23 protein-coding genes are annotated in these 21,993 nt (G+C 74.0%); 14 read left to right on the top strand and 9 right to left on the bottom strand.

The annotated features are described in order from the left end of the window. Positions 1-115 precede the first annotated feature (115 nt). The gene (locus ACZ3YL_RS25540; RefSeq protein ID WP_188305194.1) at positions 116-634 is read right to left on the bottom strand and encodes a GNAT family N-acetyltransferase; all 519 of its coding nucleotides are present in this window, start codon (positions 632-634) and stop codon (positions 116-118) included. A 274-nt stretch (positions 635-908) separates the two neighbouring features. Here ACZ3YL_RS25540 and ACZ3YL_RS25535 point away from each other — a divergent pair, with 274 nt between their 5' ends. Together ACZ3YL_RS25535 and ACZ3YL_RS25530 are read left to right on the top strand one after the other, a co-directional pair. After that, positions 909-1,280, top strand: coding sequence for a YciI family protein (locus ACZ3YL_RS25535; protein WP_465659971.1), 372 nt, complete (start codon positions 909-911; stop codon positions 1,278-1,280). A gap of 73 nt (positions 1,281-1,353) precedes the next feature. Beyond that, positions 1,354-2,607 (top strand): RNA polymerase sigma factor, encoded by a 1,254-nt coding sequence (locus ACZ3YL_RS25530; protein ID WP_465659970.1) that lies wholly within the window; start codon positions 1,354-1,356, stop codon positions 2,605-2,607. A gap of 29 nt (positions 2,608-2,636) precedes the next feature. Here ACZ3YL_RS25530 and ACZ3YL_RS25525 read toward each other — a convergent pair whose 3' ends face one another. Next, on the bottom strand, positions 2,637-3,104 hold the full coding sequence (locus ACZ3YL_RS25525; RefSeq protein ID WP_188305229.1) for a MarR family winged helix-turn-helix transcriptional regulator: 468 nt from the start codon (positions 3,102-3,104) through the stop codon (positions 2,637-2,639). Between the two features lie 139 nt (positions 3,105-3,243). On the opposite strand from ACZ3YL_RS25525, the gene ACZ3YL_RS25520 reads away from it, so the two are divergent. Beyond that, positions 3,244-4,026 (top strand): dioxygenase family protein, encoded by a 783-nt coding sequence (locus tag ACZ3YL_RS25520; protein ID WP_188305191.1) that lies wholly within the window; start codon positions 3,244-3,246, stop codon positions 4,024-4,026. 34 nt (positions 4,027-4,060) lie between these two features. Here the strand turns inward: ACZ3YL_RS25520 and ACZ3YL_RS25515 are convergent, their stop codons facing one another. The 3 genes from ACZ3YL_RS25515 to ACZ3YL_RS25505 form a co-directional block, all read right to left on the bottom strand. Continuing rightward, positions 4,061-4,708 carry an NAD(P)-dependent oxidoreductase gene (locus tag ACZ3YL_RS25515; protein ID WP_188305190.1) on the bottom strand — a complete coding sequence of 216 codons (648 nt, stop codon included), beginning with the start codon at positions 4,706-4,708 and terminating at the stop codon, positions 4,061-4,063. 155 nt (positions 4,709-4,863) lie between these two features. Further along, positions 4,864-5,250: a VOC family protein gene (locus ACZ3YL_RS25510; protein WP_188305189.1), complete on the bottom strand. Its 387-nt coding sequence runs from the start codon at positions 5,248-5,250 to the stop codon at positions 4,864-4,866. Between the two features lie 4 nt (positions 5,251-5,254). Continuing rightward, complete coding sequence (locus ACZ3YL_RS25505; RefSeq protein ID WP_465659969.1) at positions 5,255-5,839, bottom strand: GNAT family N-acetyltransferase; 585 nt, start codon at positions 5,837-5,839, stop codon at positions 5,255-5,257. A gap of 104 nt (positions 5,840-5,943) precedes the next feature. Between ACZ3YL_RS25505 and ACZ3YL_RS25500 the strand changes: the two genes are divergently transcribed. From ACZ3YL_RS25500 to ACZ3YL_RS25490, 3 genes are read left to right on the top strand one after another with little or no spacing between them, the layout of a single operon-like run. Then, positions 5,944-6,711, top strand: a complete 768-nt coding sequence (locus tag ACZ3YL_RS25500) for an SDR family NAD(P)-dependent oxidoreductase (RefSeq protein ID WP_188305188.1) — start codon at positions 5,944-5,946, stop codon at positions 6,709-6,711. Between the two features lie 39 nt (positions 6,712-6,750). Next, positions 6,751-7,116, top strand: a complete 366-nt coding sequence (locus ACZ3YL_RS25495) for a MerR family transcriptional regulator (protein WP_188305187.1) — start codon at positions 6,751-6,753, stop codon at positions 7,114-7,116. A 51-nt stretch (positions 7,117-7,167) separates the two neighbouring features. Then, a complete protein-coding gene (locus ACZ3YL_RS25490) occupies positions 7,168-8,703 on the top strand; it encodes an AMP-binding protein (RefSeq protein ID WP_188305186.1) in 1,536 nt (511 codons plus the stop codon). A gap of 9 nt (positions 8,704-8,712) precedes the next feature. On the opposite strand, the gene ACZ3YL_RS25485 is transcribed toward ACZ3YL_RS25490, so the two are convergent. After that, entirely contained in the window at positions 8,713-9,540 is an 828-nt protein-coding gene (locus tag ACZ3YL_RS25485) for a helix-turn-helix transcriptional regulator (RefSeq protein ID WP_188305185.1), read from the bottom strand. 179 nt (positions 9,541-9,719) lie between these two features. Here ACZ3YL_RS25485 and ACZ3YL_RS25480 point away from each other — a divergent pair, with 179 nt between their 5' ends. The 3 genes from ACZ3YL_RS25480 to ACZ3YL_RS25470 all read left to right on the top strand — a co-directional run bounded on the left by ACZ3YL_RS25480 (position 9,720) and on the right by ACZ3YL_RS25470 (position 11,859). Next, entirely contained in the window at positions 9,720-10,571 is an 852-nt protein-coding gene (locus ACZ3YL_RS25480) for a TIGR03084 family metal-binding protein (protein ID WP_465659968.1), read from the top strand. Between the two features lie 65 nt (positions 10,572-10,636). Further along, positions 10,637-11,194 carry a Uma2 family endonuclease gene (locus tag ACZ3YL_RS25475; RefSeq protein WP_465659967.1) on the top strand — a complete coding sequence of 186 codons (558 nt, stop codon included), beginning with the start codon at positions 10,637-10,639 and terminating at the stop codon, positions 11,192-11,194. A gap of 50 nt (positions 11,195-11,244) precedes the next feature. After that, complete coding sequence (locus tag ACZ3YL_RS25470; protein WP_465659966.1) at positions 11,245-11,859, top strand: hypothetical protein; 615 nt, start codon at positions 11,245-11,247, stop codon at positions 11,857-11,859. Positions 11,860-11,884: 25 nt separating this feature from the next. Here ACZ3YL_RS25470 and ACZ3YL_RS25465 read toward each other — a convergent pair whose 3' ends face one another. From ACZ3YL_RS25465 to ACZ3YL_RS25455, 3 genes are read right to left on the bottom strand one after another with little or no spacing between them, the layout of a single operon-like run. Continuing rightward, entirely contained in the window at positions 11,885-15,184 is a 3,300-nt protein-coding gene (locus ACZ3YL_RS25465) for an error-prone DNA polymerase (RefSeq protein ID WP_465659965.1), read from the bottom strand. A 59-nt stretch (positions 15,185-15,243) separates the two neighbouring features. Continuing rightward, a complete protein-coding gene (locus tag ACZ3YL_RS25460; RefSeq protein ID WP_465659964.1) occupies positions 15,244-16,950 on the bottom strand; it encodes a DNA polymerase Y family protein in 1,707 nt (568 codons plus the stop codon). Between the two features lies 1 nt (position 16,951). Beyond that, on the bottom strand, positions 16,952-17,692 hold the full coding sequence (locus ACZ3YL_RS25455; protein ID WP_188305179.1) for a hypothetical protein: 741 nt from the start codon (positions 17,690-17,692) through the stop codon (positions 16,952-16,954). Positions 17,693-17,859: 167 nt separating this feature from the next. Between ACZ3YL_RS25455 and ACZ3YL_RS25450 the strand changes: the two genes are divergently transcribed. The 5 genes from ACZ3YL_RS25450 (at position 17,860) to ACZ3YL_RS25430 (ending at position 21,915) form a co-directional block, all read left to right on the top strand. After that, entirely contained in the window at positions 17,860-18,591 is a 732-nt protein-coding gene (locus ACZ3YL_RS25450) for an ArsR/SmtB family transcription factor (protein ID WP_465659963.1), read from the top strand. Further along, a complete protein-coding gene (locus ACZ3YL_RS25445) occupies positions 18,588-19,325 on the top strand; it encodes an SRPBCC family protein (RefSeq protein ID WP_188305177.1) in 738 nt (245 codons plus the stop codon). Before ACZ3YL_RS25450 ends, ACZ3YL_RS25445 begins: the two co-directional genes overlap by 4 nt. A gap of 154 nt (positions 19,326-19,479) precedes the next feature. Then, a complete protein-coding gene (locus tag ACZ3YL_RS25440) occupies positions 19,480-20,052 on the top strand; it encodes a dihydrofolate reductase family protein (RefSeq protein ID WP_188305176.1) in 573 nt (190 codons plus the stop codon). A 198-nt stretch (positions 20,053-20,250) separates the two neighbouring features. After that, positions 20,251-20,841: a DinB family protein gene (locus ACZ3YL_RS25435; RefSeq protein WP_188305175.1), complete on the top strand. Its 591-nt coding sequence runs from the start codon at positions 20,251-20,253 to the stop codon at positions 20,839-20,841. Positions 20,842-21,273: 432 nt separating this feature from the next. Continuing rightward, positions 21,274-21,915: a hypothetical protein gene (locus tag ACZ3YL_RS25430; protein WP_465659990.1), complete on the top strand. Its 642-nt coding sequence runs from the start codon at positions 21,274-21,276 to the stop codon at positions 21,913-21,915. Positions 21,916-21,993: the final 78 nt, after the last annotated feature.

The following is a 21,993-nucleotide window of genomic DNA, read 5'->3' as shown; positions in this document are numbered from 1 at the left end:
CCGACCAGTTCCGATCGCTCCTGTGGCGGTGAGGTGTCTGTACAGGTCAGGGCGCTTGGCTGACAAGATGTCTGTACACCCTTGCACCGGACCCCTGGGCCCGGGCGACCCTCCGTCAGCCGTCCGACAGTTCGTCCGCGAGCAGATCCATCAGCAGGTTGTCGTGCCAGCTGCCGTCCGAACCGCGCTCGTACTGGCGCATGGTGCCGACCGGGCGGAAGCCCACCTTGGTGTAGCAGCGGATCGCGGCGAGGTTGTCCACGGCCGGGTCGATCACCAGCCGGTGGTAGTGGCGGTCGTGCACCAGGTGCCGGGCCATGGTGCGCACCGCGTCGGTGCCCAGACCCAGGCCGTGCACCGAAGGGTCCAGGAAGAGGTCCATCCCGGCGTGGCGGTACTCGTCGTCGTTCTCCGCGTACCACTGGACGGCGCCGACCACCCGGCCGCCCACGTCGATCGCGAAGGTCTCGGTGTCGGGCGATTCCAAGTCCCGCGCGACCTCGTCGACCAGGTCGTCACCGCCGCGCCAGCGGGCGAACACCTCGGGCGTGCTGCGGATCGCCACCAGCGTCGGGATGTCGTCGGCGGTGGCCGGGCGGAGGGTGACCAGGGTGCCGTGCAGAATCGTCCCCATATGGGGCATGTTGACACGGAAAGCCGCCCCGGTCGAGCGGTTTCGTCACCGCCGGGGCGGGGCGGCCGGGGCGGGCGTTCAGGGCCGCTCGGGAGAGCGGGGCGGGCCGTCCGGCGAGGTTTGGACCATTCGATCACGGACGGAGCAACCCGCGACCCCCGGTCCGGGAACCGGCGGAAAGATTCTCCGCGACGGGTGTCGATCCGGCGCCGACCCGATCGACGCAGGGGTGAGCGGCGGGGAGAGGCCCCGCCCGCACGACCGAGGAGCCACCATGCCGCGCTTCATGACGCTGATCCGCATCGACGAGAACGCCCGGGACGACTGGGAGCCCGACCCCGGGTTCGAGCAGCGGATGGGTGCGCTGTTCGAGGAGATCACCCGGGCCGGGGTGATGCTGGAGACCGCCGGGCTGACCCCCACCGCCCAGGGCACCCGGCTGACCTGGAACGACGGGAAGATCGGCTACACCGACGGGCCGTTCACCGAGACCAAGGAGGTCGTCGGCGGCTACGCGATCCTGCAGTGCAAGGACAAGGCGGAGGCGCTGGAGTGGACCCGCCGCTTCCTGCGGACCCACCCGACCCACTGGCCGGTCGAGGCAGAGGTCCGGCAGATCGAGGAGATGCCGCAGCCCCCGCAGTAACGGCCGTGGCGCCCGCACCCGCCCCGGTCGCCTCCCACCCGGTTGCCTCCCGATCCGTCGGCTGCTCTGATGGGTGGCCGTGACGGAGAGGGAGGCGACGGACGTCGTCGAGGCGGTGTTCCGGATCGAGTCCGCGCGGATCATCGCCGCGGCCGCGCGGATCGTCCGGGACGTCGGCCTGGCCGAGGAACTGGCGCAGGACGCGCTGGTGGCCGCGCTGGAGCAGTGGCCGCGCGACGGCGTCCCGGACAACCCGGGCGCCTGGCTGACGGCCACCGCCAAGCGGCGGGCGATCGACCTGGTGCGCCGCCGGGAGGTCTACGCCCGCAAACTCGCCGAGGTGGGGCGGTCGTTGGAGGACGCAGCACCGGAGCCGGAGGAACCGTCCGACCCGGAGTCCATCGACGACGACCTGCTGCGGCTGATCTTCACCGCCTGCCACCCGGTGCTCTCCGCGCGGGCCCGGATCGCGCTCACCCTGCGGCTGCTGGGCGGGCTGACCACCCCGGAGATCGCCCGCGCCTTCCTGGTACCGGAGTCGACGGTGGCGCAGCGGATCGTCCGGGCGAAGCGGACGCTGGCCACCGCGCGGGTGCCGTTCGAGGTGCCGTACGGGGAGGACCGGGCGCAGCGGCTGGCCTCGGTGCTGGAGGTCGTCTACCTGATCTTCAACGAGGGTTACTCGGCCACCGCCGGGGACGACCTGCTCCGCCCGCAGCTGTGCGAGGACGCGCTGCGACTGGCCCGGGTGCTGGCCGCGCTGGTGCCCGACGAGCCGGAGGCCCACGGGCTGGCCGCACTGCTGGAGTTCCAGGCCTCCCGGACGGCCGCCCGCACCGGGCCGGACGGGCGCCCGGTGCTGCTGGCCGAGCAGAACCGGGCGCGCTGGGACGGGCTGCTGATCCGGCGCGGCTTCGAGGCGTTCCAACGGGCGGGCGCCGGGCCGTACTCGGTGCAGGCCGCGATCGCCGCCTGCCACGCCAAGGCGCGGCGGTACGAGGACACCGACTGGGCGACGATCGCCGCGCTGTACGGGCGGCTGCTGGTGCTGACGCCCTCGCCGGTGGTGGCGCTGAACCGCGCGGTGGCCGTCTCGATGGCCCAGGGCCCGGCCGCCGCCCTGGAGTTGGTGGACGCGCTGGCGGCGGAGCCGGCCCTGCGCGGCTACCACCTGCTGCCGAGCGTGCGGGGTGATCTGCTGGCCCGGCTGGGGCGGAGGGCGCAGGCGCGGGCGGAGTTCGAGCGGGCGGCGGAGCTGACCCGCAACGAGCGGGAGCGGGAGCTGCTGCGGGAGCGGGCCGCCGCGTTGGGGGATTCAGAGCCTTAGGGGGTTTCGGGCCTCAGGGGGTTTCGGCCTTAGGGGGTTTCGTCCTGGCGCAGGCGGGCGCTGACCGCGCCGAGGCTCTCGGCGAGGACGGCGAGCTGTTCGCGGCTGAGTACGTCGATCAGCAGCTCGCGCACCAGGGCGACGTGCCCGGGGGCGGCCTGGCGCAGGGTCTCCCGGCCTTGGTCGGTGAGTTCCGCGATGACGCCGCGCACGTCGCTGGGGCAGGAGCGGCGGCCGACCAGGCCCATCCGCTCCAGCTGGGTGACCTGGTAGGTGAGGCCGCTCTTGGAGGTGACCAGCTTGTCGGCGAGTTCGGTCATCCGCAGCGAGTCGCCGGGGGCGGCGGAGAGGTGGACCAGGATCTCGTACTGCTGGTGCGAGAGGCCGGAGTCGTCCTTGAGCTGGCGTTCCAGCCGCCGGTTGAGCAGGTTGCTCGCGACGACGAAGCCCCGCCAGGCGGCCATCTCGTCCTGGTCGAGCCAGCGGGGTTCGTTCAGTGAGGACATGGGGTGAAGCCTACTCCTGTTGTTCAAATTCGAACGAAGGTGTACCGTCCCGAGATAGAGGTTCAAATTTGAACTACTCCCTCGATCCCTTCAGCTCGATCCCTTGAACTTGGTCCTTGAGGAGGACGCCATGAGCACCGCGGCCCCCGAGCGCATGCCCGCCCTGTACCTGTCGCACGGCGCGCCGCCGCTCGCCGACGACCCGATCTGGCCGGGCCAGCTGGCCGCCTGGTCCGCCGGCCTGCCGCGGCCCAAGGCCGTCCTGATGGTCTCCGCCCACTGGGAGGAGGCCCCGCTGGCCGTCGGCGCCGTCACCACCGTCCCGCTGGTCTACGACTTCTGGGGCTTCCCCGAGCACTACTACACGGTCCGGTACGACGCCCCCGGCGCGCCGGAGCTGGCCGAGCGCGTGCGCAAGCTGCTGCGCGCCCCTGGCACGCCCGTCCAGGACATCCCCGACCGCGGGCTCGACCACGGCGCCTACGTGCCGCTGGTGGAGATGTTCCCGGAGGCCGACGTCCCGGTGCTGCAGATCTCCATGCCCACCCTGGACCCCCAGCGCCTGCTGGAGATCGGCCGCCGGCTCGCCCCACTGCGCGACGAGGGCGTGCTGATCATCGGCAGCGGCTTCTTCACCCACAACCTGCGGGCGCTCAGCAGCGACGGCCGGATCACCTCGGTGATGGCCGAGTTCGACGACTGGGGCAGGCGCGCCCTGGACGCCCACGACCTGGACGCGCTGCTCGACTTCGAGCACAAGGCCCCGGCCGGACGCCTCGCCCACCCGCGCACCGAGCACTTCGCCCCGCTGTTCGTGACCCTCGGCGCCGGCGAGGCCGACCTCGGCAGCCAGCGCAGCGTGATCGACGGGTTCTGGATGGGGCTGGCCAAGCGGTCGATCCAGCTGGGCTGAACGGGGCCCCGGGCCCGGGCCCGGCCCACGGCGGTCACAGGGCGCAGCAGGTGAAGCGCTCGCCGATGTGCTCGGGCTGCTCGATCTCGTCCACCAGGGCGACCGCGTAGTCCGGCACCGAGATCCGGCTGCGCCCCTCGGCGTCGGTGAGCAGCTGTTCCAGGCCCGTCCGGTAGCGGCCGGTCCGCTCCCCCGGGCCGATCTCGGCGGCCGGGCTGAGCACCGTCCAGCGGACGTCGGAGACCGTCCGGTAGTAGTCCAGGGCCGCGCCGTGGGCGTGCATGATCTGCAGGACCGGCTCCGGCAGGCCCGGGGCGTCCCAGACCCGTACGCCCGGCGCGGTCTCCAGGCTGCCCGCGCCGCCGACCGCGACCAGCCGGGGCGCGCCGTCGGCGAGCGTCCGCAGGCCCTCGACCAGCGAGCGGGCGGCGGGTTCGATCAGCGCCAGGTGGCCCGTGCCGTCGCCGCCGCCGACGGCGCTCACCAGGACGTCCCGGCCGGCCGCCACCCGGGCCACGTCCGCCGGATCCAGCACGTCGCCGCGTTCCACGGCCGCGGCCCCGCCCCGGTAGTGGTCCGGCCGGCGGACCACGGCGGTGACCTCGTGCCCGCGGGCCGCCGCCTCCGCGACGACGGCGCTGCCGATGGTGCCGTTGGCGCCGATCACGGCGATGCTGGCCATGGAGTACCTGCCTGGTGCTCGGAGGGGTGGCCTCGTTGGTGTCAGACAGGGTCGATTATCCGGCGGACGCCCGGTGACGGCCCGGCGCCGTCGGCCCCGGGGCTTCAGGCGGCGCCGGGCGTTCAGGCGGCCCGGGGCTCAGACGGCCCGGTGGCTCAGGCGGCGCCGGTGGCGCTGCGCTCGGCCTGGCTGCGCTCGACGCACAGCTCGTTGCCCTCCGGGTCCGCCATGGTGACCCAGCCGGTGCCGTCCGGGCGGCGCTGGTCGGACAGCACGGTGGCGCCCAGGGCGAGCAGGCGCTCGACCTCCTCGTCGCGGCTGCGGTCCTGCGGCTGGAGGTCGAGGTGGATCCGGTTCTTCACCGACTTGCCCTCGGGCACCCGGATGAAGAGCAGATCGGCACCGGCGGAGTTCACCGCCACCTCCTCGTCGCCCGGGTTGTCGTCCTCGGCCACGGTGCCGTCCAGCACCTGTGCCCAGAAGCCCGCGAGCGCGTGCGGGTCGGCGCAGTCGATCGTCACGTGTCGTACCAGAGAGGCCATGCGCTCACTCTGACCTGTGCCGTCCGGCCGCGTCCAGCCGTTTCCGGGAGTGCCGGTGACCGTCCATCGGATACGGCGGGAAGGCCGGGAGGATCTCCGTGAAGGCGTAGCCGCTCTTCTCCGCGACCCGGCAGGAGGCGTCGTTGTCGCCCTCGTGCAGCAGGTCGATCCGGAGCAGGCCGTCCCCGGCGAAGACGTCGAAGGCCCAGACGGTGAGCCCCTCCACGGCGCGCGGGGCCACGCCCCGGCCGCGCGCCGCGGCCACCGTCCAGTAACCCACCTCGGCCCGCTCCCCGCCCGGGGCGCCGCGCTTGAGCACCACGTTGCCGACCAGTTCGCCGGCTTCCAGGACGGCGAAGGCGAAGCGGGTGCCCGCCCTCCGGCCCTCGTACTGCACGGCCAGCCACTGCGCGGCCTTCTCCGGGTCGTCCGGCCAGGTCCGGGTGAAGCGGCGCAGCGTCTCGTCCCGGTAGGCCTCGATCAGGGCCGGGGCGTCGGCGTCCTCGAAGGGGCGCAGCAGCAGGCCGTCCGCCGTCGGACGGGTGGACGTCGAGCGCATGGTCGTCGGACGGGTGCTCAGGTGGCTCACGGGCGGTCTCCCCCTCTGGTCGTTGCGATCCCTACGGACGACCGGCGGCACCCCGCGGTTGCGACTTGACCCTGACGCTGGCGGCAGGGTCGGAGGGTGTGCGCATGAGCAACGAGAACGAAGCGGGAATCGGCCGGGTCGTGGTGGTCACCGGGGCGGGAACGGGGATCGGACGGGAGACGGCACGGGCCTTCGCCGCCGGTGGCGCCCGGGTGGTGGCGGTCGGGCGCCGGCCCGGGCCGCTGGCGGAGACGGCCTCGGCCCACCCAGGACTCATCGAGCCGCTGGTCGCCGACATCACCGGGCCGGACGCCCCCGAGCGGATCGTCGGAACGGCCGTGGAGCGGCACGGGCGGCTCGACGTCCTGGTCAACAACGCCGGCATCGTGCACGGCGACCAGCACCTGGGCGGCTTCCACCGGGCCGGCATCGAGGCACTGCTGTCCACCAACCTGGTCGCCCCGGTGCTGCTCGGGCAGGCCGCGGTGCCGGCGCTGGCCGAGAGCCGGGGCGTGGTGGTCAACGTCAGCACCGCCGTCGGGCAGCGCGGCTGGCCCACCAACTCGGTGTATGCGGCGGGCAAGGCCGCACTGGAGACGATCACCCGCAGCTGGGCGGTGGAACTCGCCCCGCGCGGCATCCGGGTGGTGGCGGTGGCGCCCGGCGCGATCGACACGCCCATCGGCGAGCACTCCGGCTTCAGCCCCGAGCAGTCGGCGGCGATCCTCGAGTGGCAGTTGCGGATCACCCCGCTGGGCCGGATCGGCCGGCCCGCCGAGGTGGCCTGGGCGATCACCCAACTCGCCGCGCCGCAGGCCTCGTTCGTGACCGGCGTAGTCTTGTCGGTGGACGGGGGCGCGCTGGTGGCCTGAGCGGCCTGGCGGCTTGAACGACGGACGAGACGGGCAGCGGTGCGGATCGGGGAACTGGCACGGCGGACGGGCAGCACCGCCCGGGCACTGCGGCACTACGAGCAGGCCGGGCTGATCGCCTCCGAGCGGGCGGCCAACGGCTACCGGGAGTACGCGGACCCGGCGGTCGTGCGGGTGCGCAACATCCGTGCCCTGGTGGCCGCCGGGCTCACCCTGGAGGACATCCAGCCACTGCTCGGCTGCCTGGACGGGGACGTGCTCTCCCGGCGGCCCTCCGAAGGGGTGCTGGAGATCATCCGGGAGCGGCTGGCCGTCCTGGAGCGCCGGATCGCCGCCCAGACCGAGACCCGGGACCGGCTGGCGGCCACCCTGGCGGCGTCCGAGCGGATCCGCTCGGACGGGTGACACCCCCGATCGGGGGTGTGCAGCGCCACTGCCGGAGAGGACAGTGGGCGCATGCAGATTCCACTCTCCGTGATGGACTTCCTCGACCGGGCCGAGCTGGTCTACGGCGACCGGATCGGGATCGTCGACGAGCCGGTGCAGCCGGCCGAATCCTGGGGCGAGCTCGGCTACCGGCGGGTCGCCGAACTCGCCCGCGCCCAGGCGGCCGGGCTGGACCGGCTCGGCGTCGGGCCGGGCGAGCGGGTCGCGATCGTCTCGCACAACTCGGCCCGGCTGCTCACCTCCTTCTTCGGGGTGAGCGGCCACGGCCGGGTACTGGTGCCGGTCAACTTCCGGCTGCGGGCCGAGGAGGTCGCGTACATCGTCGAGCAGAGCGGCGCCTCCGTGCTGCTGGTCGACCCCGAACTCGCCGACGCGCTGCACGGAGTGGTGGCCAAGCACACGTTCGTACTCGGCGCGGACAGCGACGCCCTGCTGTACGACTTCGCCAACCCGCCCCGCCGGTACGCGATCTCCGAGAACGACACCGCCACCATCAACTACACCAGCGGAACCACCGCCCGCCCCAAGGGCGTTCAGCTCACCCACCGCAACCTGTGGCTGAACGCCACGCTGATGGGCCTGCACTACGGCGCCAACGACCGGGACGTGTACCTCCACACCCTGCCGATGTTCCACGCCAACGGCTGGGGCCTGCCGTTCTCGCTCACCGGGCTCGGCGCCCGGCACATCGTGCTGCGCAAGGTCGACGGCGCGGAGATCCTGCGCCGGGTCGAACGGCACGGGGTGACCTTCCTGTCCGGCGCGCCCGCCGTGGTGCAGATGGTGCTGGACGCGGCCGCCGACTGGGACGGCCCGGTGCCCGGCCGGGACCGGGTGCGGATGATCGTGGCCGGCGCGCCGCCGCCGACCTCCGTGGTGCAGCAGGTGGAGGAGCAGCTGGGCTGGGAGTTCATGCAGCTCTACGGTCTGACCGAGACCGCCCCGATCGTCACCGTCAACCGCTCCCGCGCCGAGTGGGACGCCCTGCCGGCCGCCGAACGGGCCGAGAAACTGGTGCAGGCCGGCGCCCCGGCGCTCGGCACCCAGCTGCGGGTGGACGCCACCGGCGAGGTGCTGGTGCGCTCCAACACCGTCCTGGACGGCTACTGGCAGCAGCCGGAGGCGACCGCCGAGGCGCTGCGCGACGAGTGGTTCCACACCGGCGACGGCGGCACCCTCACCGACGGCCAACTGACCATCTCCGACCGGAAGAAGGACGTCATCATCAGCGGCGGGGAGAACGTCTCCTCGATCGAGGTGGAGGACTGCCTGTACAGCCACCCGGCGGTGGCCGAGGTCGCGGTGATCGGGGTGCCGCACGAGAAGTGGGGTGAGACGGTCAAGGCGCTGGTGGTGCTCCGGGAGGGCCAGGAGGCCGTCACCGAGGCCGAGTTGATCGCGCACTGCAAGCAGCGGCTGGCCGGCTACAAGTCGCCCACCTCGGTGGAGCTCCGGGAGGAGCTGCCGCGCACGGCCACCGGGAAGCTACAGAAGTTCCGGCTGCGCGAGCCGTACTGGAGCGGGCGGGAGCGGCAGGTCAACTGACCTCGGGGCTCAACCGACCAGGCCCGACTCCTTGGCGGTGAGGGCGAGTTCGGTCCGGTTGCGGACACCGAGCTTGTGCATCGCGGACTTCAGGTAGCCGGTCACGGTGTTGCGGGTCAGGCCCAGGTGGGCGGCGATCTCCGGGTTGGTCCGGCCGGTCGCCGCCCAGCGCAGCACCTCGTGCTCGCGGCGGGTCAACGGCCTTGCCGGGGGCGCCGGTCGGGGCCGCTCGGCCGAGCCCGGTCGGGGCTGCTCGACCGACCCCGGCCGGGGATCCTCCCGGCTCCAGGCGGCTGCCCCGACGAGCGCCCGGGTGGCCGCCGCCGCCAGCCTGCCGACAGCGGAGATCCGGACGTCCCCGAACGGCACCACCGCGCGCAGCGAGGCGTACACCACGCCGTACACGGTGTCGCCGTCCAGCAGCGGGACGGTGAGCATCGCGTACAGGTCGTCGGCGGCCACGGCCGCGTCGTAGTGGTGCGAAATGGTCGTCGCCGCACGGTAGTCGGGCACCCAGGTGGGCGCGCGCTCGGCCAGCGCCCGGCCGCCGAGGCCCAGGCCGGCCGGGACGGGCACGTCGTGCAGCAGGTCCGCCCGGGTGCCGGCCCAGTGCCGCAGCACCATGCCCTCGCTGCCGGGGCGGCTCCCGGGCAGCGGCTCGGGCACCCCGACCAGACCGACGTCGACGCCGCACTCGTCCACCACCCGGCGGGCGAGGTCGCCGAGCACGGCGCACCGCACCAGTTCGGCGGCGCGGACGGCGAGTTCGGGGTCGTCGGGCCGCACGGCGTCGTCGACGGATCGCGCGGCGGTGGGGGTGTCCGCAGCCCTGGTCATCGCGGAATTGTCACACGTGGTGCGACCGGTGGCGAGAGTCCTGACGTGCGTGTTTCGTGGAGTGGCGGGCGCCGGAAGCCCGCCGGGCGTAGGGTGCGGCCGTGCGCTACCGGCGGGTAGCAACTGCCACGGTTCCTGTTCAACCGCATCGTGTCCAACCGCAGTCGGAGGGGAAGCCGATGACCGACCCGAACGCCCCGGGCGACGTCCCGCCCGCACCCCACGTGTCGCCCGTCCTGCACGGCCTGCTGGCCGACCTGCGGGCCGAGAGCGCCGTCCTGGACGCACTGGTGGCCGAACTGCCGGCCGCAGGATGGGCCTCGGCCACCCCGGCCGAGGGCTGGACGGTCGCGCACCAGATCGCCCACCTGGCCTGGACCGACGACTGGACGGCGCTGGCCGCCCGCGCCCCGGAGGACTTCACCGCCTCGCTCGGCGGCCGCTTCACCGAACTGCTGGCCGCCGGGGCCGACCCGGTCGAGGAGGGCGCCCGGGAGGGCGCCGCCGCCGAACCCGCCGCCCTGCTCGCCCGCTGGCGGGCCGGCCGGGAGGAGGTGCTCGCCGCGCTGGCCGCCGCCCCCGCCGACACCCGGCTGCCCTGGTTCGGCCCGCCGATGAAGCCCGCCTCGATGGCGACCGCCCGGCTGATGGAGACCTGGGCGCACGGCCAGGACGTCGCCGACGCGCTCGGCGTGACCCGGGAACCCACCGACCGCCTGCGGCACATCGTCCACCTCGGCCTGCGCACCCTCGGCTTCGCCTTCACCGCCCACGGCCTGCCCGCCCCCGAGACCCCGGTCCGGCTCGAACTGACCGCGCCGGACGGCGACTCCTGGCCCTTCGGCCCGGCCGACGCGACGGACCTGGTGACCGGCCCGGCACTGGACTTCTGCCTGCTGGTCACCCAGCGCCGCCACCGCGACGACCTGGCCCTGACCGCCACCGGCCCGGTCGCCACCGCCTGGCTGCCGATCGCCCAGATCTTCGCCGGTCCCCCCGGCAAGGGACGGCAGCCGGCCGCCGGCGGCTGAGCCGCCCTGGGCGGGTCTTTGCATAGACTGCGAGTCGGCCGAACGCACAGACCGGAGGAAGCGCCATGAGCTTCTACGAGCAGCACCGCGAATACGTCGCGGAGGTGCTGCGCACGGCCCCCGAAGGCGTCCGCGTCGAATGGTCCGGCGACACGCTGATCATGCAGGCGGTCCCCTCCAACATCCACCAGTTGAACATCGCACTCGTCCAGCGGCAGTTCGAGCGCCATGTCCCGGACGGCTACGTTTACAGCGGTTACAGCGCGCTGACCACCCCCGACGTGACGAAGGAACGCAACCCCGATCTGACCTACCTTCCGATCGCCGCCCTGACCCGGGGTGGCAACACCACCCCCGCCGAGGAGGCCCTCGTCGTGGTCGAGGTGGTCTCGCCGTCCGACTCGGGGAACGACTGGGTGGACAAGCTCCGCGACTACGCGGTGATGGGCATCCCGCTCTACCTGATCGTCGATCCACGGGAGGGCACGGTCACGCTGTTCTCCGAACCGAACCACGACCGCTACCACGTGCGGCACGACCGGAAGTTCGGCGACAGCATGCGCATCCCCGACCCGTTCGACTTCGACCTGGACCTGAGCGGGCTCGTGCGCTACCCCGAATGAGCGGCACCGGCGGTGAGCGAACTGTCGGACCGTCGGGGAGAATGGCGGGCATGAACGACCTGCTCAGTCGCCTGCCCGCCGTCACCGACCTGCGTGACCGCTGCCGCGCCCTCGCCATGCTCGACGCCATCCTCAGCCCGGAGGACTGGGATTCGCGGTACCACTCCTTCGACTCCCACTGGGACGAGGGCGAGGAACTGGCGTCGATGCGCAACGGCCAGGGTGACGACTGGTGCGTGATCTTCTCCCCCGTCGGCGCCTACGGACGGGCCTTCGACCACGAGGCGCCCAACGCCCCGGAGCTGCTCGCGGCCGTACCCGAGGAGTTCCGCCGCTTCGCCGAGGAGCCCGCCCTCGGGGACGAGGACGGCCCGACGGTCACCCGCTGCTTCTGGCGCGGCCAGGGTGACGACGCCTGGCGGGGCGCGGCGGCCGAGCACGGCGCGGAGCACCTGGTCGAGCTGCTCGCCGACGGCTCGGCCGAGGCCTACCTGGCCTGGGCCCAGGACTACTTCGAGCCGGAGCAGGAGCTGGACCTCGCCGCGATCGGGCACGTCCTGGCGCTGCGCCCGCTCACCCCGGCCGTGATCACGGCGCTCAACGCGGAGACGGACCTGGACGAACTGGCCGAGGACCTCGCGGAGATCGGCTATCCGGTGGCCTGAGCCGGTGCCGCGCCGGCGGTCACCCTCAGAGGCCGATCAGGAGCGGGGTGAGCCGGGTGGCGATCAGGTTGGTGGCACCGCGGTCGCGTTCGATGTGGCCGTGCACCAGCAGGCCGGCCCGGTCCAGGGCGGTGCGGCGCTGGGACTCCCAGACCGGGCGGTTGCAGATCACGTTGATCAGTCCGGTCTCGTCCTCCAGGCTGAGGAAGAGCACCCCGCCGGCCGTCGGCGGGCGCTGCCGGTGGGTGACCAGGCCGCCGACCACCACCGCCGTTCCCGGTGGCACGTCCGGGAGTCGGGCGGCGCTGAGGGCGCCGCCGCGGTCCAGGTGGGCGCGCAGGTGCTGGAGCGGGTGGCTGGTGGCGGAGGTGCCGGTGGCCCACAGGTCGGCGATGGTCTCCTCGATCGGGCTCAGGCCGGGCAGCTCCGGCGCCTCGGTGCCGGGCGTGGTGCCGGGGAGCAGGTCGGCCGAGATCCCGGCGAACGCGCCTGCTGCCCACAGCGCCTGACGTCTCGTCAGGCCGAAGCAGTCGAAGGCCCCGGCGGTGGCCAGCGCCTCCAGGGCGGGTGCGGGCAGGCCGGTGCGGCGGGCGAAGTCCTCCAGGTCGGCGTAGGGCTGCCCGGCCGCGATCGCCTCGGCCTGCGGGGTGCCGATGCCGCGCACCGTCTCCAGGCCGAGCCGGATGGCCGGCTGCGGTCGGCCGGCGGTCAGCGGGGGCGCGGGCGTCGGGCCCCGGTAGGGCTCCAGGGTGGGGCGCGGCCCGCTGGCGTTGACGTCCACCCCGCGCACCCGGACGCCGTGCCGCCGTACGTCCGCGACCAGGCTGAGCGGCGAGTAGAAGCCCATCGGCTGGTTGGCCAGCAGGGCGCAGGTGAAGGCCGCCGGGAAGTGGTGCTTGAGCCAGGCGCTGGCGTACACCAGGTAGGCGAAGCTGATCGCGTGGCTCTCCGGGAAGCCGTAGTTGGAGAAGGCCTCGATCTTGCCGTAGACGTCCTCGGCGACCTCGGGCGGGATGCCGCGCTCGGCCATCCCGGTGAGCAGCCTCGTCCGCAGCCGGGCGACCCGTTCGTGGGAGCGTTTGGCGCCCATCGCCTGGCGCAGCCGGTCGGCCTCGGAGGGGGTGAACCCGGCGCAGTCGATGGCGAGTTGCATCATCTGCTCCTGGAACAGCGGCACCCCGAGGGTCTTGCCGAGGGCGTTCTCCATCAGCGGGTGCGGGCAGCCGGGCGGCTCCACCCCGGCGCGGCGGCGCAGGTACGGGTGGACGGAGCCGCCCTGGATCGGGCCGGGGCGGATCAGCGCGACCTCGACCACCAGGTCGTAGAAGTGGTCCGGCTTGAGCCGGGGCAGGGTGGCCATCTGCGCCCGGGACTCGACCTGGAACACACCCACGGTGTCGGCGCGGCGCAGCATCGCGTAGACGCCCTTGTCGTCGTCCGGGATGCCGGCCAGGTCGTAGCGCAGGCCGTGGTGTTCGGCGATCAGGTCGCAGGCGTCGTGGAGTGCGGCGAGCATGCCGAGGCCGAGCAGGTCGATCTTCACCAGTCCGGCGCCGGCGGTGGACTCCTTGTCCCACTGCAGGACGGAGCGCCCCGGCATCCGGGCCCACTCGGTAGGGCAGATCTCCCCGATCGGCTCCCTGGTGAGCACCATGCCGCCCGAGTGGATGCCCAGGTGGCGGGGCAGGCCGTGGAGTTGGGCGGCGAGCGAGAGCACGTCGGCGGGGATGACGGCGTCCGCGCCGGGGGCGGAGCGGAAGTCGGTCTGCCGGCTGAAGGCGTCCACCTGGCCCTGGGGGTACCCGAGCACCCGGGCGGCGTCGCGGATCGCCAGCCGGGGGCGGTAGGTGATCACATTGGCGACCTGGGCGGCGTGCTCGCGCCCGTAGCGGCGGTAGACGTACTGGATGACCTCCTCGCGGCGGCGGTTCTCGATGTCCAGGTCGATGTCGGGCGGGCCGTCCCGGGCGGCGGAGAGGAAGCGCTCGAACAGCAGCTTGTAGTGGATCGGGTCGACGGCGGTGATCCCGAGGGCGTAGCAGACCGCCGAGTTGGCGGCCGAGCCACGGCCCTGGCACCAGATGTCCTGGCTCCGGCAGAAGTCCACGATGTCGTGCACGATCAGGAAGTAGCCGGCCAGCGCCAGGTCCTCGATCACGTCCAGTTCCTTGGCGAGCTGGCGGCGGGCGGCGGCGTTGCCGGGGCCGAAGCGGGCCGGGCCGCCGGCCGCGACCAGGGCGCGCAGGTGGCCGATCTCGGTCCCGCCCTCGGGGACGGGGTAGCCGGGCAGTTCCGGGTCCAGCCTGGCGAAGTCGAAGGCACAGGCCCGGCCGAGTTCGGCGGTGGCCCGCTGCACGCCGGGGAAGCGGGCCAGCCGGGCGGCCATCTCGCGGCCCGAGCGCAGGTGCGCGGTGCCGGACGCCCGCGTCCAGCCGGCCGCCTCCTGGAGGGTGCGGCGCTCCTGCAGGGCGGCCAGGCTCTGGGCGAGACGGCCCTGGGCGGGGCCGGCGTGGTGGGCGTTGGTGGAGGCGACGGTGGGGATCCCGAGTCCGGCGGCGAGCGCGGCGAGGGCGTCGTTGCGCCGGTCGTCGCCGGGCAGCCACTGGTCGATCAGCTCGACGTACACGTTCTCGCGGCCGAACGCCTCGGTGAGGGTGAGGAGTCGCCGCTCCGCGTCACCGGTCGCCAGGCCCGCCGGGACCCGGCCGAGGCGGCAGCCGGTGAGCACCGCCCAGTGGCCGTCGTGCGCCCCGGCGAGCGTCGCGAGGTCGTACGCCGGGCGGCCCTTGGCACCGCCGGCCAGTTGGGCGGCGGCGATCGCGGCGGAGAGGCGGCGGTAGCCGGCCGGGTCGCGGGCGAGGACCAGGAGGTGTTCGGTGGAGCCTTCTTGACGGAGTGTCAGTTCGGCACCGAAGGCGGTGGCCACGCCCGTCCCCCGGGCCGCCTCGGCGAGCCGGACGGCGCCGTAGAGGCCGTCGTGGTCGGTGATCGCCAGGGTCTCCACGCCCAGCCGGGCCGCCTCGGCGACCAGGTCCTCCGGGTCGCTGGCGCCGTCCAGGAAGCTGAAGGCGGAGTGGACGTGCAGTTCGGCCCAGGGTTCGCCGTTCTCCGCCTTCGCGACGGGGGGTTCCTCGGCGGTGGGCTGCTCTGCGGTGGGCTTCTCTGCGGTGGGCTGCTCGGCAGATGGCCTCCCGGCGGTCGGCTGCTCGGCAGAGGGCTTCTCGGCAGGGCGGCGCAGCGGGACGACCGTGCGGTCCGGCCCGGCGCCGGTCAGCCGGCGGTGCAGTTCGCTCCAGGGGAGGGTGGGGTGGCTGGTGAAGCCCATCGGGGTTGCCTTCGTCGGTCTCGTACTGGTCCTGCTCCCCCCGGGGCCCGGATCGCCGGTCAGTCGTAGCCGGCTTCCAGGTACCACCCACCCCCCTCCACGGTGAGCAGCAGCGCCCGGCCGCCGTCCACCAGCACCTGGAACCGCGCCCGGCGGCGGGCGAGCGACTGGTCCCACCAGTACTCGACCGCCGGCCAGGGCCCGGTCCAGCCCGCCACCCGCTCCTCGCGGCCCCCGACCACGACCAGCGCCGGCCGGGCCGACACCCCCGCCCGGCCGTCCACCGTGACCGGCCGGCCGGCCTCGTCCAGCACCCGCACCGGTGCCGGCTCGCGCAGCACCACGGACGGCCAGAGGTCCGCCGAGCGCTCCGCCAGCCGCCCCGGCCAGGGCGCGTCCGCCGGGGCCGCCGCCTCGTACGGCTCGCCCCACGGCACCCGGACCTGCTGCTCGCCCGGCCCGCGCCCGCCGGCCGGCTCGATCCGGCGCAGCCCGGCATGCCCCAGCACCGCCTGCACCCGGGCCACCGCCCGCTCCACCCTGTCGTCCGCGACCGCCTGACCCCACAGGGCGAGCTGGCGCCCCTGGTCCGGGGAGAGGCCGTCGGGGGCGAGCCGGAGCAGGGCGAAGCCCTCGCCGCCGTCGGTGAAGGTGCCCGCGCCCTGCCAGGCCTGGAGCTGCCAGCGGACCCGTTCGGCCAGCGCCGTCGCGGACAGCCGACCCTCGTGCCGCCACAGCCGCGAGACCGTCCGGCCGTCCGCGCAGGCCACCTCGACGGCCACCCGGCGGCAGGTCAGCCCCGCCCCGGCCAGCCGCTGGTGCAGCTGCTCGGCCAGTGTGCGGGCGACGAACACCAGCGGCTCGGCCAGCGGCTCCGGCGGGTCGAAGCGCTGCTCGACGGCGAGGTCGGGCTCCTCGTCGCGCGGCACCAGCGGGCGCGGCTGCAGGCCCCGGGCCAGCCGGTGCGCGAGCGTCCCGGTCGGGCCGAAGCGGTCCGCGACCGCCTCGGGCGGCAGCGCGGCGAAGGCCCCGACGGTGGGCAGGCCGAGCCGCCCGAGCAGTTCGGCCAGCGGCTCGTCGCCCAGCGTGCCCACCGGGTAGGGGGCGAGGAACTCCGCCGTACGCCCGGCGGGCACCAGTACCCCGGCGCGGGCGGCGAGCACGGCGGCGAACAGGCCGTCGGCGACGCCGATCCGGGCATGGGGGGTGGTGGGCGCTCCGGCAGGCGCCGGCCGGTCAGTGGCGGGCGCTCCGGCAGGCGTCGGCGGGTCTGTGGTGATCGGTCCGGCAGGCGCCGGCCGGTCAGTGGTGGTTGCGCTGGGCACCGTCACCGCGCCGGGGACGGCGTCCGGGACGGGCGGTCGCCCGAGGGCGTCCGCCACCGCCGTACCGATCAGGGCCGCCAGCGCCTCCTCGCCGCCGAAGTAGCGGCCCGGGCCCTTCACCGGGATGGCGCACAGGCCCGGGCGGATCACCTCCACCCGGGGCGTGAACGCCTCCACCGCCGCGACCACCGGCTCGAAGCGGCGGGTCTCCGCCTCCGGGTCGCGGTCGCGCAGCTCCAGCTCCGGGCAGAGCCGCTGGGCCAGCTTGAGCCGCTGCCCCTGCCGGACCCCGGCCGCCCGGGCGCCCGCCGAGCAGGCGAGGATCCGGCCGCCCTCGGTCACCGCCACCGGGTCGTCACCGGTGACGGCCACCACCGGCCAGTCCGGGCACCAGACCACCAGCACCCGGGGGGTCCGGTCGTCGTCGGTCGTCGTCGCCACGTCACACCACCGCCGCCACGAGCGGTGCCGCCGGGCCGGTGACGGAATGCGACTGCTCCCGGACCGGGCGCACCGCGCCGTGCTCGTCCGGCAGCCAGAGCCGGGCCGTCCGGCCGCGCACCGCCGAGCCCCGACCCTCGGCCACCACCTCCACCTGCCGCCCGGCGAGCTGCCCGTAGCCGTCCCCCAGTCCGAACCAGCGCCCGGACCGCACCCCCAGCCGCAGCACCGCGCCCGGCCACGGCCCGGCCACCAGCAGCACGCAGCCGCTGCGCCGCAGTACGGCGGCCAGCCGGGTGGCCAGCTTGGGCGGCACCGGTCCGTCCGGGCGCAGCATGATCAGTTCGACCGCGCCGGCCAGCACCGACACCACCTCGGGCCAGTGCCGCCCCGGGTCGTCCGCGACCAGCAGACGGCGCAGGTCCAGCCCGTAGCCCTCGGCGGCGGCGAGCCCCAGGTCCGGCAGTCCGACCGCCGCCGCCCAGCCGCCGCCGGCGTCCCGGACCCCGGCGGCCAGTGCCAGCAGCAGCCCGGCGTCCCCGCCCGCCACCGACACCGCCGTGCCGCGCCGCAGTCCGCCGTCCGGCAGCACTTCCCGCAGTGCGGGCGGCACCGGTACCAGCCCGCGTCCGGTCGCCGGCCGCCCGTCCTCGGGTGCGGCAGCCGGGAACGCCACCGGCCGCAGCGCGGGGCGTTCGGGCTGCTCGGCGGCAGATTCGAAAACAGATTCGAAAACGGACACAGCCCCAGGATCGAACATCCGTTCGCAAAGATTCAAGTCCACTCCTCGCCCCCACCCGTCACACTCCGTGTCGGATGCGCCGAACGCCTGAACTCCCTTGGGCCGACCGGGCTACCGACAACCCTTTTTTCCTTGACAAATTTTTTTGTCGGTTGGAGGCTGGAACGGTGCTGGACGTCGCTGTGATCGAAGAACCCGCCGCCGCCGAGGCCTCCCTGGACCCGATCCGGTCCCGGATCCTCGCCGCCCTCGCCGAACCCGGCTCGGCCGCCATGCTGGCCACCCGCCTGGGGCTGCCCCGGCAGAAGGTCAACTACCACCTCAAGGAACTGGAACGGCACGGACTCGTCGAACTCGCCGAGGAACGCCGCAAGGGCAACGTCACCGAACGGGTGTACCGCGCCACCGCCTGCTCCTACGTGATCTCCCCCAGCGTCCTGGCCGCCGTCAGCCCGGACCCCTCACGCGCGCCCGACCAGCTCTCCGCCCGCTGGCTGCTGGCCCTGGGCTCCCGGCTGGTGCAGGAGGTCGGGGCCCTGCTGACCGGCGCCTCCCGAGCCGGACGGCGGGTCGCCACCTTCGGCATCGACGCCCAGGTACGGTTCGCCTCCGCGGCCGACCGGACGGCCTTCGCCGAGGAACTGGCCCAGAGCGTGGCCACCCTGGTCAGCCGCTACCACGACGAGTCCGCCCCCGGGGGCCGCAGCCACCGGGTGGTCGTCGGACTGCACCAGATCCCCGCGGCGAGTCCCTCGGCGATCCCCGCGGCCATCCCCGCGGCACCGCACCCCGGCGCCGAGACCCGGCCCCAGGACAATGCGGCCGGGCCCAAGGACGCCGCGGCCCGACCCAAGGCCGGTGGGGTCGCAGTCACGCCCGAGCAGGAGGACCGGACATGACCCACCCGTTCGAGATCGAGCTGGAGACCACTCTCCCGGCCACCCCGGACCAGGTCTGGGAGGCGATCGCCACCGGACCGGGGATCGACTCCTGGTTCATGGGGCGCAACGAACTCGACCCGCGCGAGGGCGGAACCGCCACCATGGAGACCGGGGGCCACCGCGCGGAAGCCGCCGTCACCGCCTACGAACCCGGCAAGCGCCTGGCCACCCGCACGACCACCACCGAGGACGGCCGGTTCATGGCCTTCGAGTACCTGGTCGAGGGACGGGACGGCGGCAGCACCGTGCTCCGCGTCGTCCACAGCGGCCTGCTCGGCGACGACTGGCAGGACGAGTACGACGCGCTGCGCCGCGGCTGGCCGTTCCACCTGCACACGCTCCGCCAGTACCTCGTCCACTTCCCGGGACGCACCGGCGCTCCCGTCTTCGCCGTGGCCCCGGCAGCCGGCCGACCGGACCCGGAGGTCCGGAGCACCCTCGCCCACGCCCTGGCACTGCGACTCCCGGTCACCGTCGGCGCACGGGCCCACGCCGAACCGGCCGGGCTGCCGCCGCTGGACGGCGAGGTGGTCTGGGCGGACGACGAGCGCTTCGAACTGCGCACCACCGACGGGCTCTACACCTTCCACCACGGTGCAGGAACGGTGCTGATGTTCCATCACCTCTTCGGAGAGGGGACGGACGGGGCCGAGGCCGCGTGGCAGCGGTGGCTGGCCGGGCTCCTCGGCTGACGCCCACGCATTCCCCGCCGTCCTGACATCTCCGCTGTTGTCCAGACCTCCGCAGAGCCGCAGCCCCGCCCGAACCACAGACCCGCCCGAACCACAGACCAGCAGGCTCACAGACCCACCAGAACCGCAGACCACGAGAACCGAGGAACCACTCATGCGCACCCTGATCAGCACCGCCTTCATGTCGCTCGACGGCGTCGTCGAGGCCCCCGGCGGCGAACCCGGCTACCGGAACTCCGGATGGACCTTCAAGGACATCGAGTTCCTCCCCGAGGCGTACGAGATCAAGGGCCGGGAGCAGGAGGAGGCCACCGCCATGCTGATGGGCCGGGTCAGCTACCAGGCGTTCAGCCCGGTGTGGCCGGACATGCCGGAGTTCACCCGCTACAAGATGCTGCCGAAGTACGTCGTCTCCACCACCCTCACCGAGGACGACCTCGTCCCGAACTGGGGCGAGACCACCATCCTGCGCTCGGTCGACCAGGTCGCCGCCCTGAAGGAGACCGAGGGCGGCCCGATCATCCTCCACGGCAGTGCGGCCCTGAACCACAGCCTCTCGGACGCCGGCCTGATCGACCGCTACCACCTGCTCGTCTACCCCCTGCTGCTCGGCGCCGGCAAGCGCCTGTTCAGCGCCACGGACAAGGACGCCCAGAAGCTGAAGCTGGTCGAGCACGAGGCCTACGGCAACGGCCTGCAGAAGCAGGTCTTCGACATCGTCCGCTGACCGGGGGCTTTCGCTCCGCTCCCCCGGCGGCCTTCGGCCCGTTGCGAACGGGCCTGTCGCGAACGGGCCGGTCGTGAACGGCCGGTCACGCACGGGCCTGTCGCGGACCGTCGGGGGCGCGGACCCCCGACGTCGCCCGGCGCTCCGTCAGGACACCAAACCAGTGGACAGGTCCACACAGGTCAACAGACTGGTCCCATGACAGTGAACGACGACAAGAACGACCTGCGGATCTACGTCCAGGACGCCCGCGACGCCCTGCTGTGGAAGCTGGACGGCCTCTCCGAGTACGACCTCCGACGGCCGCTCACCCCCACCGGGACCAACCTGCTGGGCCTGGTCAAGCACGTCACCGGGGCCGAGGCGCTGTACCTCGGCGAGACCTTCGGACGTCCCTTCCCCGAACCGACCCCGCTGTGGATCATCGGCACCGCCGAACCCAACGGCGACCTCTGGGCCCGGGCGGACGAGAGCACCGAGGAGATCCTCGGCCGCTACCGCCGGGTCTGGGCCCACTCGGACGCCACCATCGAGGCGCTGCCGCTGGACACCGTCGGCCGGCTCCCCTTCGGCGACCGCGTGGAACAGACCCTGCACCGGGTACTCGTCCACGTGATCGCCGAGACCCACCGGCACACCGGTCACGCCGACCTGGTCCGCGAACTCATCGACGGCGCCACCGGGCAACGCTCCGACGGCGCCAACACGGCCACCGGCGACGCGAATTGGTGGCGGGCCCACTACGACCGGGTGGAACGGGCCGCCCGGGAGGCGACCGGGCGGGCCTGACGGGTGCGGCGGAGATGACGGGGTGCGGTGGAGATGGCGGGTGTGGTGGGCGTGGGAGGTGCGGTGGGCGTGGCGGGTGTGGGGCAGGGAGCCAGGACGGCCGTCCGGTGCGAGCAGTGCGGGAGCGCCGCTGTTCGGAGCGTCGGGCAGTTCCTCCACCGTGGGCGGGAGTTGTGGTGGGACGCCGAGTGCCACTGCCCGTCCTGCGGTCTGAACACCTGCGAGCACTCGGGTCCGGGAGCAACGCCGGAGGACGTTCGCACGGCACTCCTGGCCGCCCACGGGCCGGCCCGACTGCGGCTCTCCGGGCCGCTCGGCGATCCGGTGGCGGCGCTGCGGGCGCTGCGCGAGGGATCCGGGGGCTCACTCCAGGCGGCGCGCGAACTGCTCGATGAGCTAGGGGAGTTCGGGCTGAGCGGGACGGCCGTCGAGATGGTGTGGTGGCGGGTGCGGCTGGGCGAGCGGGGTGTCGCAGCGGAGGTCGAGGAAGGTTTCGGGCGGGCGTACCGGTACGTGGGGCCGCCGGAGCTGCGGGAGGCTGCGGTACGGGAGTTCTCAGCGGCGCGGGAGTCTTTGGCGGCAGGAGGGTCGGCGGCGTCGAATGGCGGGACGCCGGGCGGTCTGCCGGTCCGGACGGCGGACGAGTTCGCCGACTGGGCGGGCGTGCGGACGGCGGCCGAGCTCGCGGAGCCGTTCACCTTCGTGGTCGACCTGGGCGGGGTGCTGCGGCTCGCTCCGCGTCGCAGTGAGCATGTGGCCTGCGCGGGCGGGGAGTCGGTGTCGAGCGCCGGGGAGGTCGGGTTCCGGCGAGCGGGCGGCGGGGCCTGGGAGGTCTGGACGGTCAGCAACCTGTCCACCGGCTACTGCCCCGACGTCACCTCCTGGCCGGCCGTCGCCGCCGCCCTCGACCGGCTCGGGCTGCCGCACCCGGGCGGCTTCACCCACGCGGTGGTGTTCCGCCGCTGCCCGGGGTGCGGGCGCTGCGGCATCGTCCGGGAGGGGCACTACGTCTGCGTGTTCTGCGACGGGGACCTGCCGGAGCGGTGGAACGTGGACGACCCGGTGCCGGCGTAGGACCGGTCGGGGGCGTCACCCGGCCCAGCGGGGACGTCACCCGGCCCAGCGGGGACGTCACCCGGCCCAGCGGGGACG

The sequence above is a fragment of the Kitasatospora sp. NPDC023176 genome, from assembly GCF_055560495.1.
This window is presented reverse-complemented; position numbering and strand designations above follow the sequence as displayed.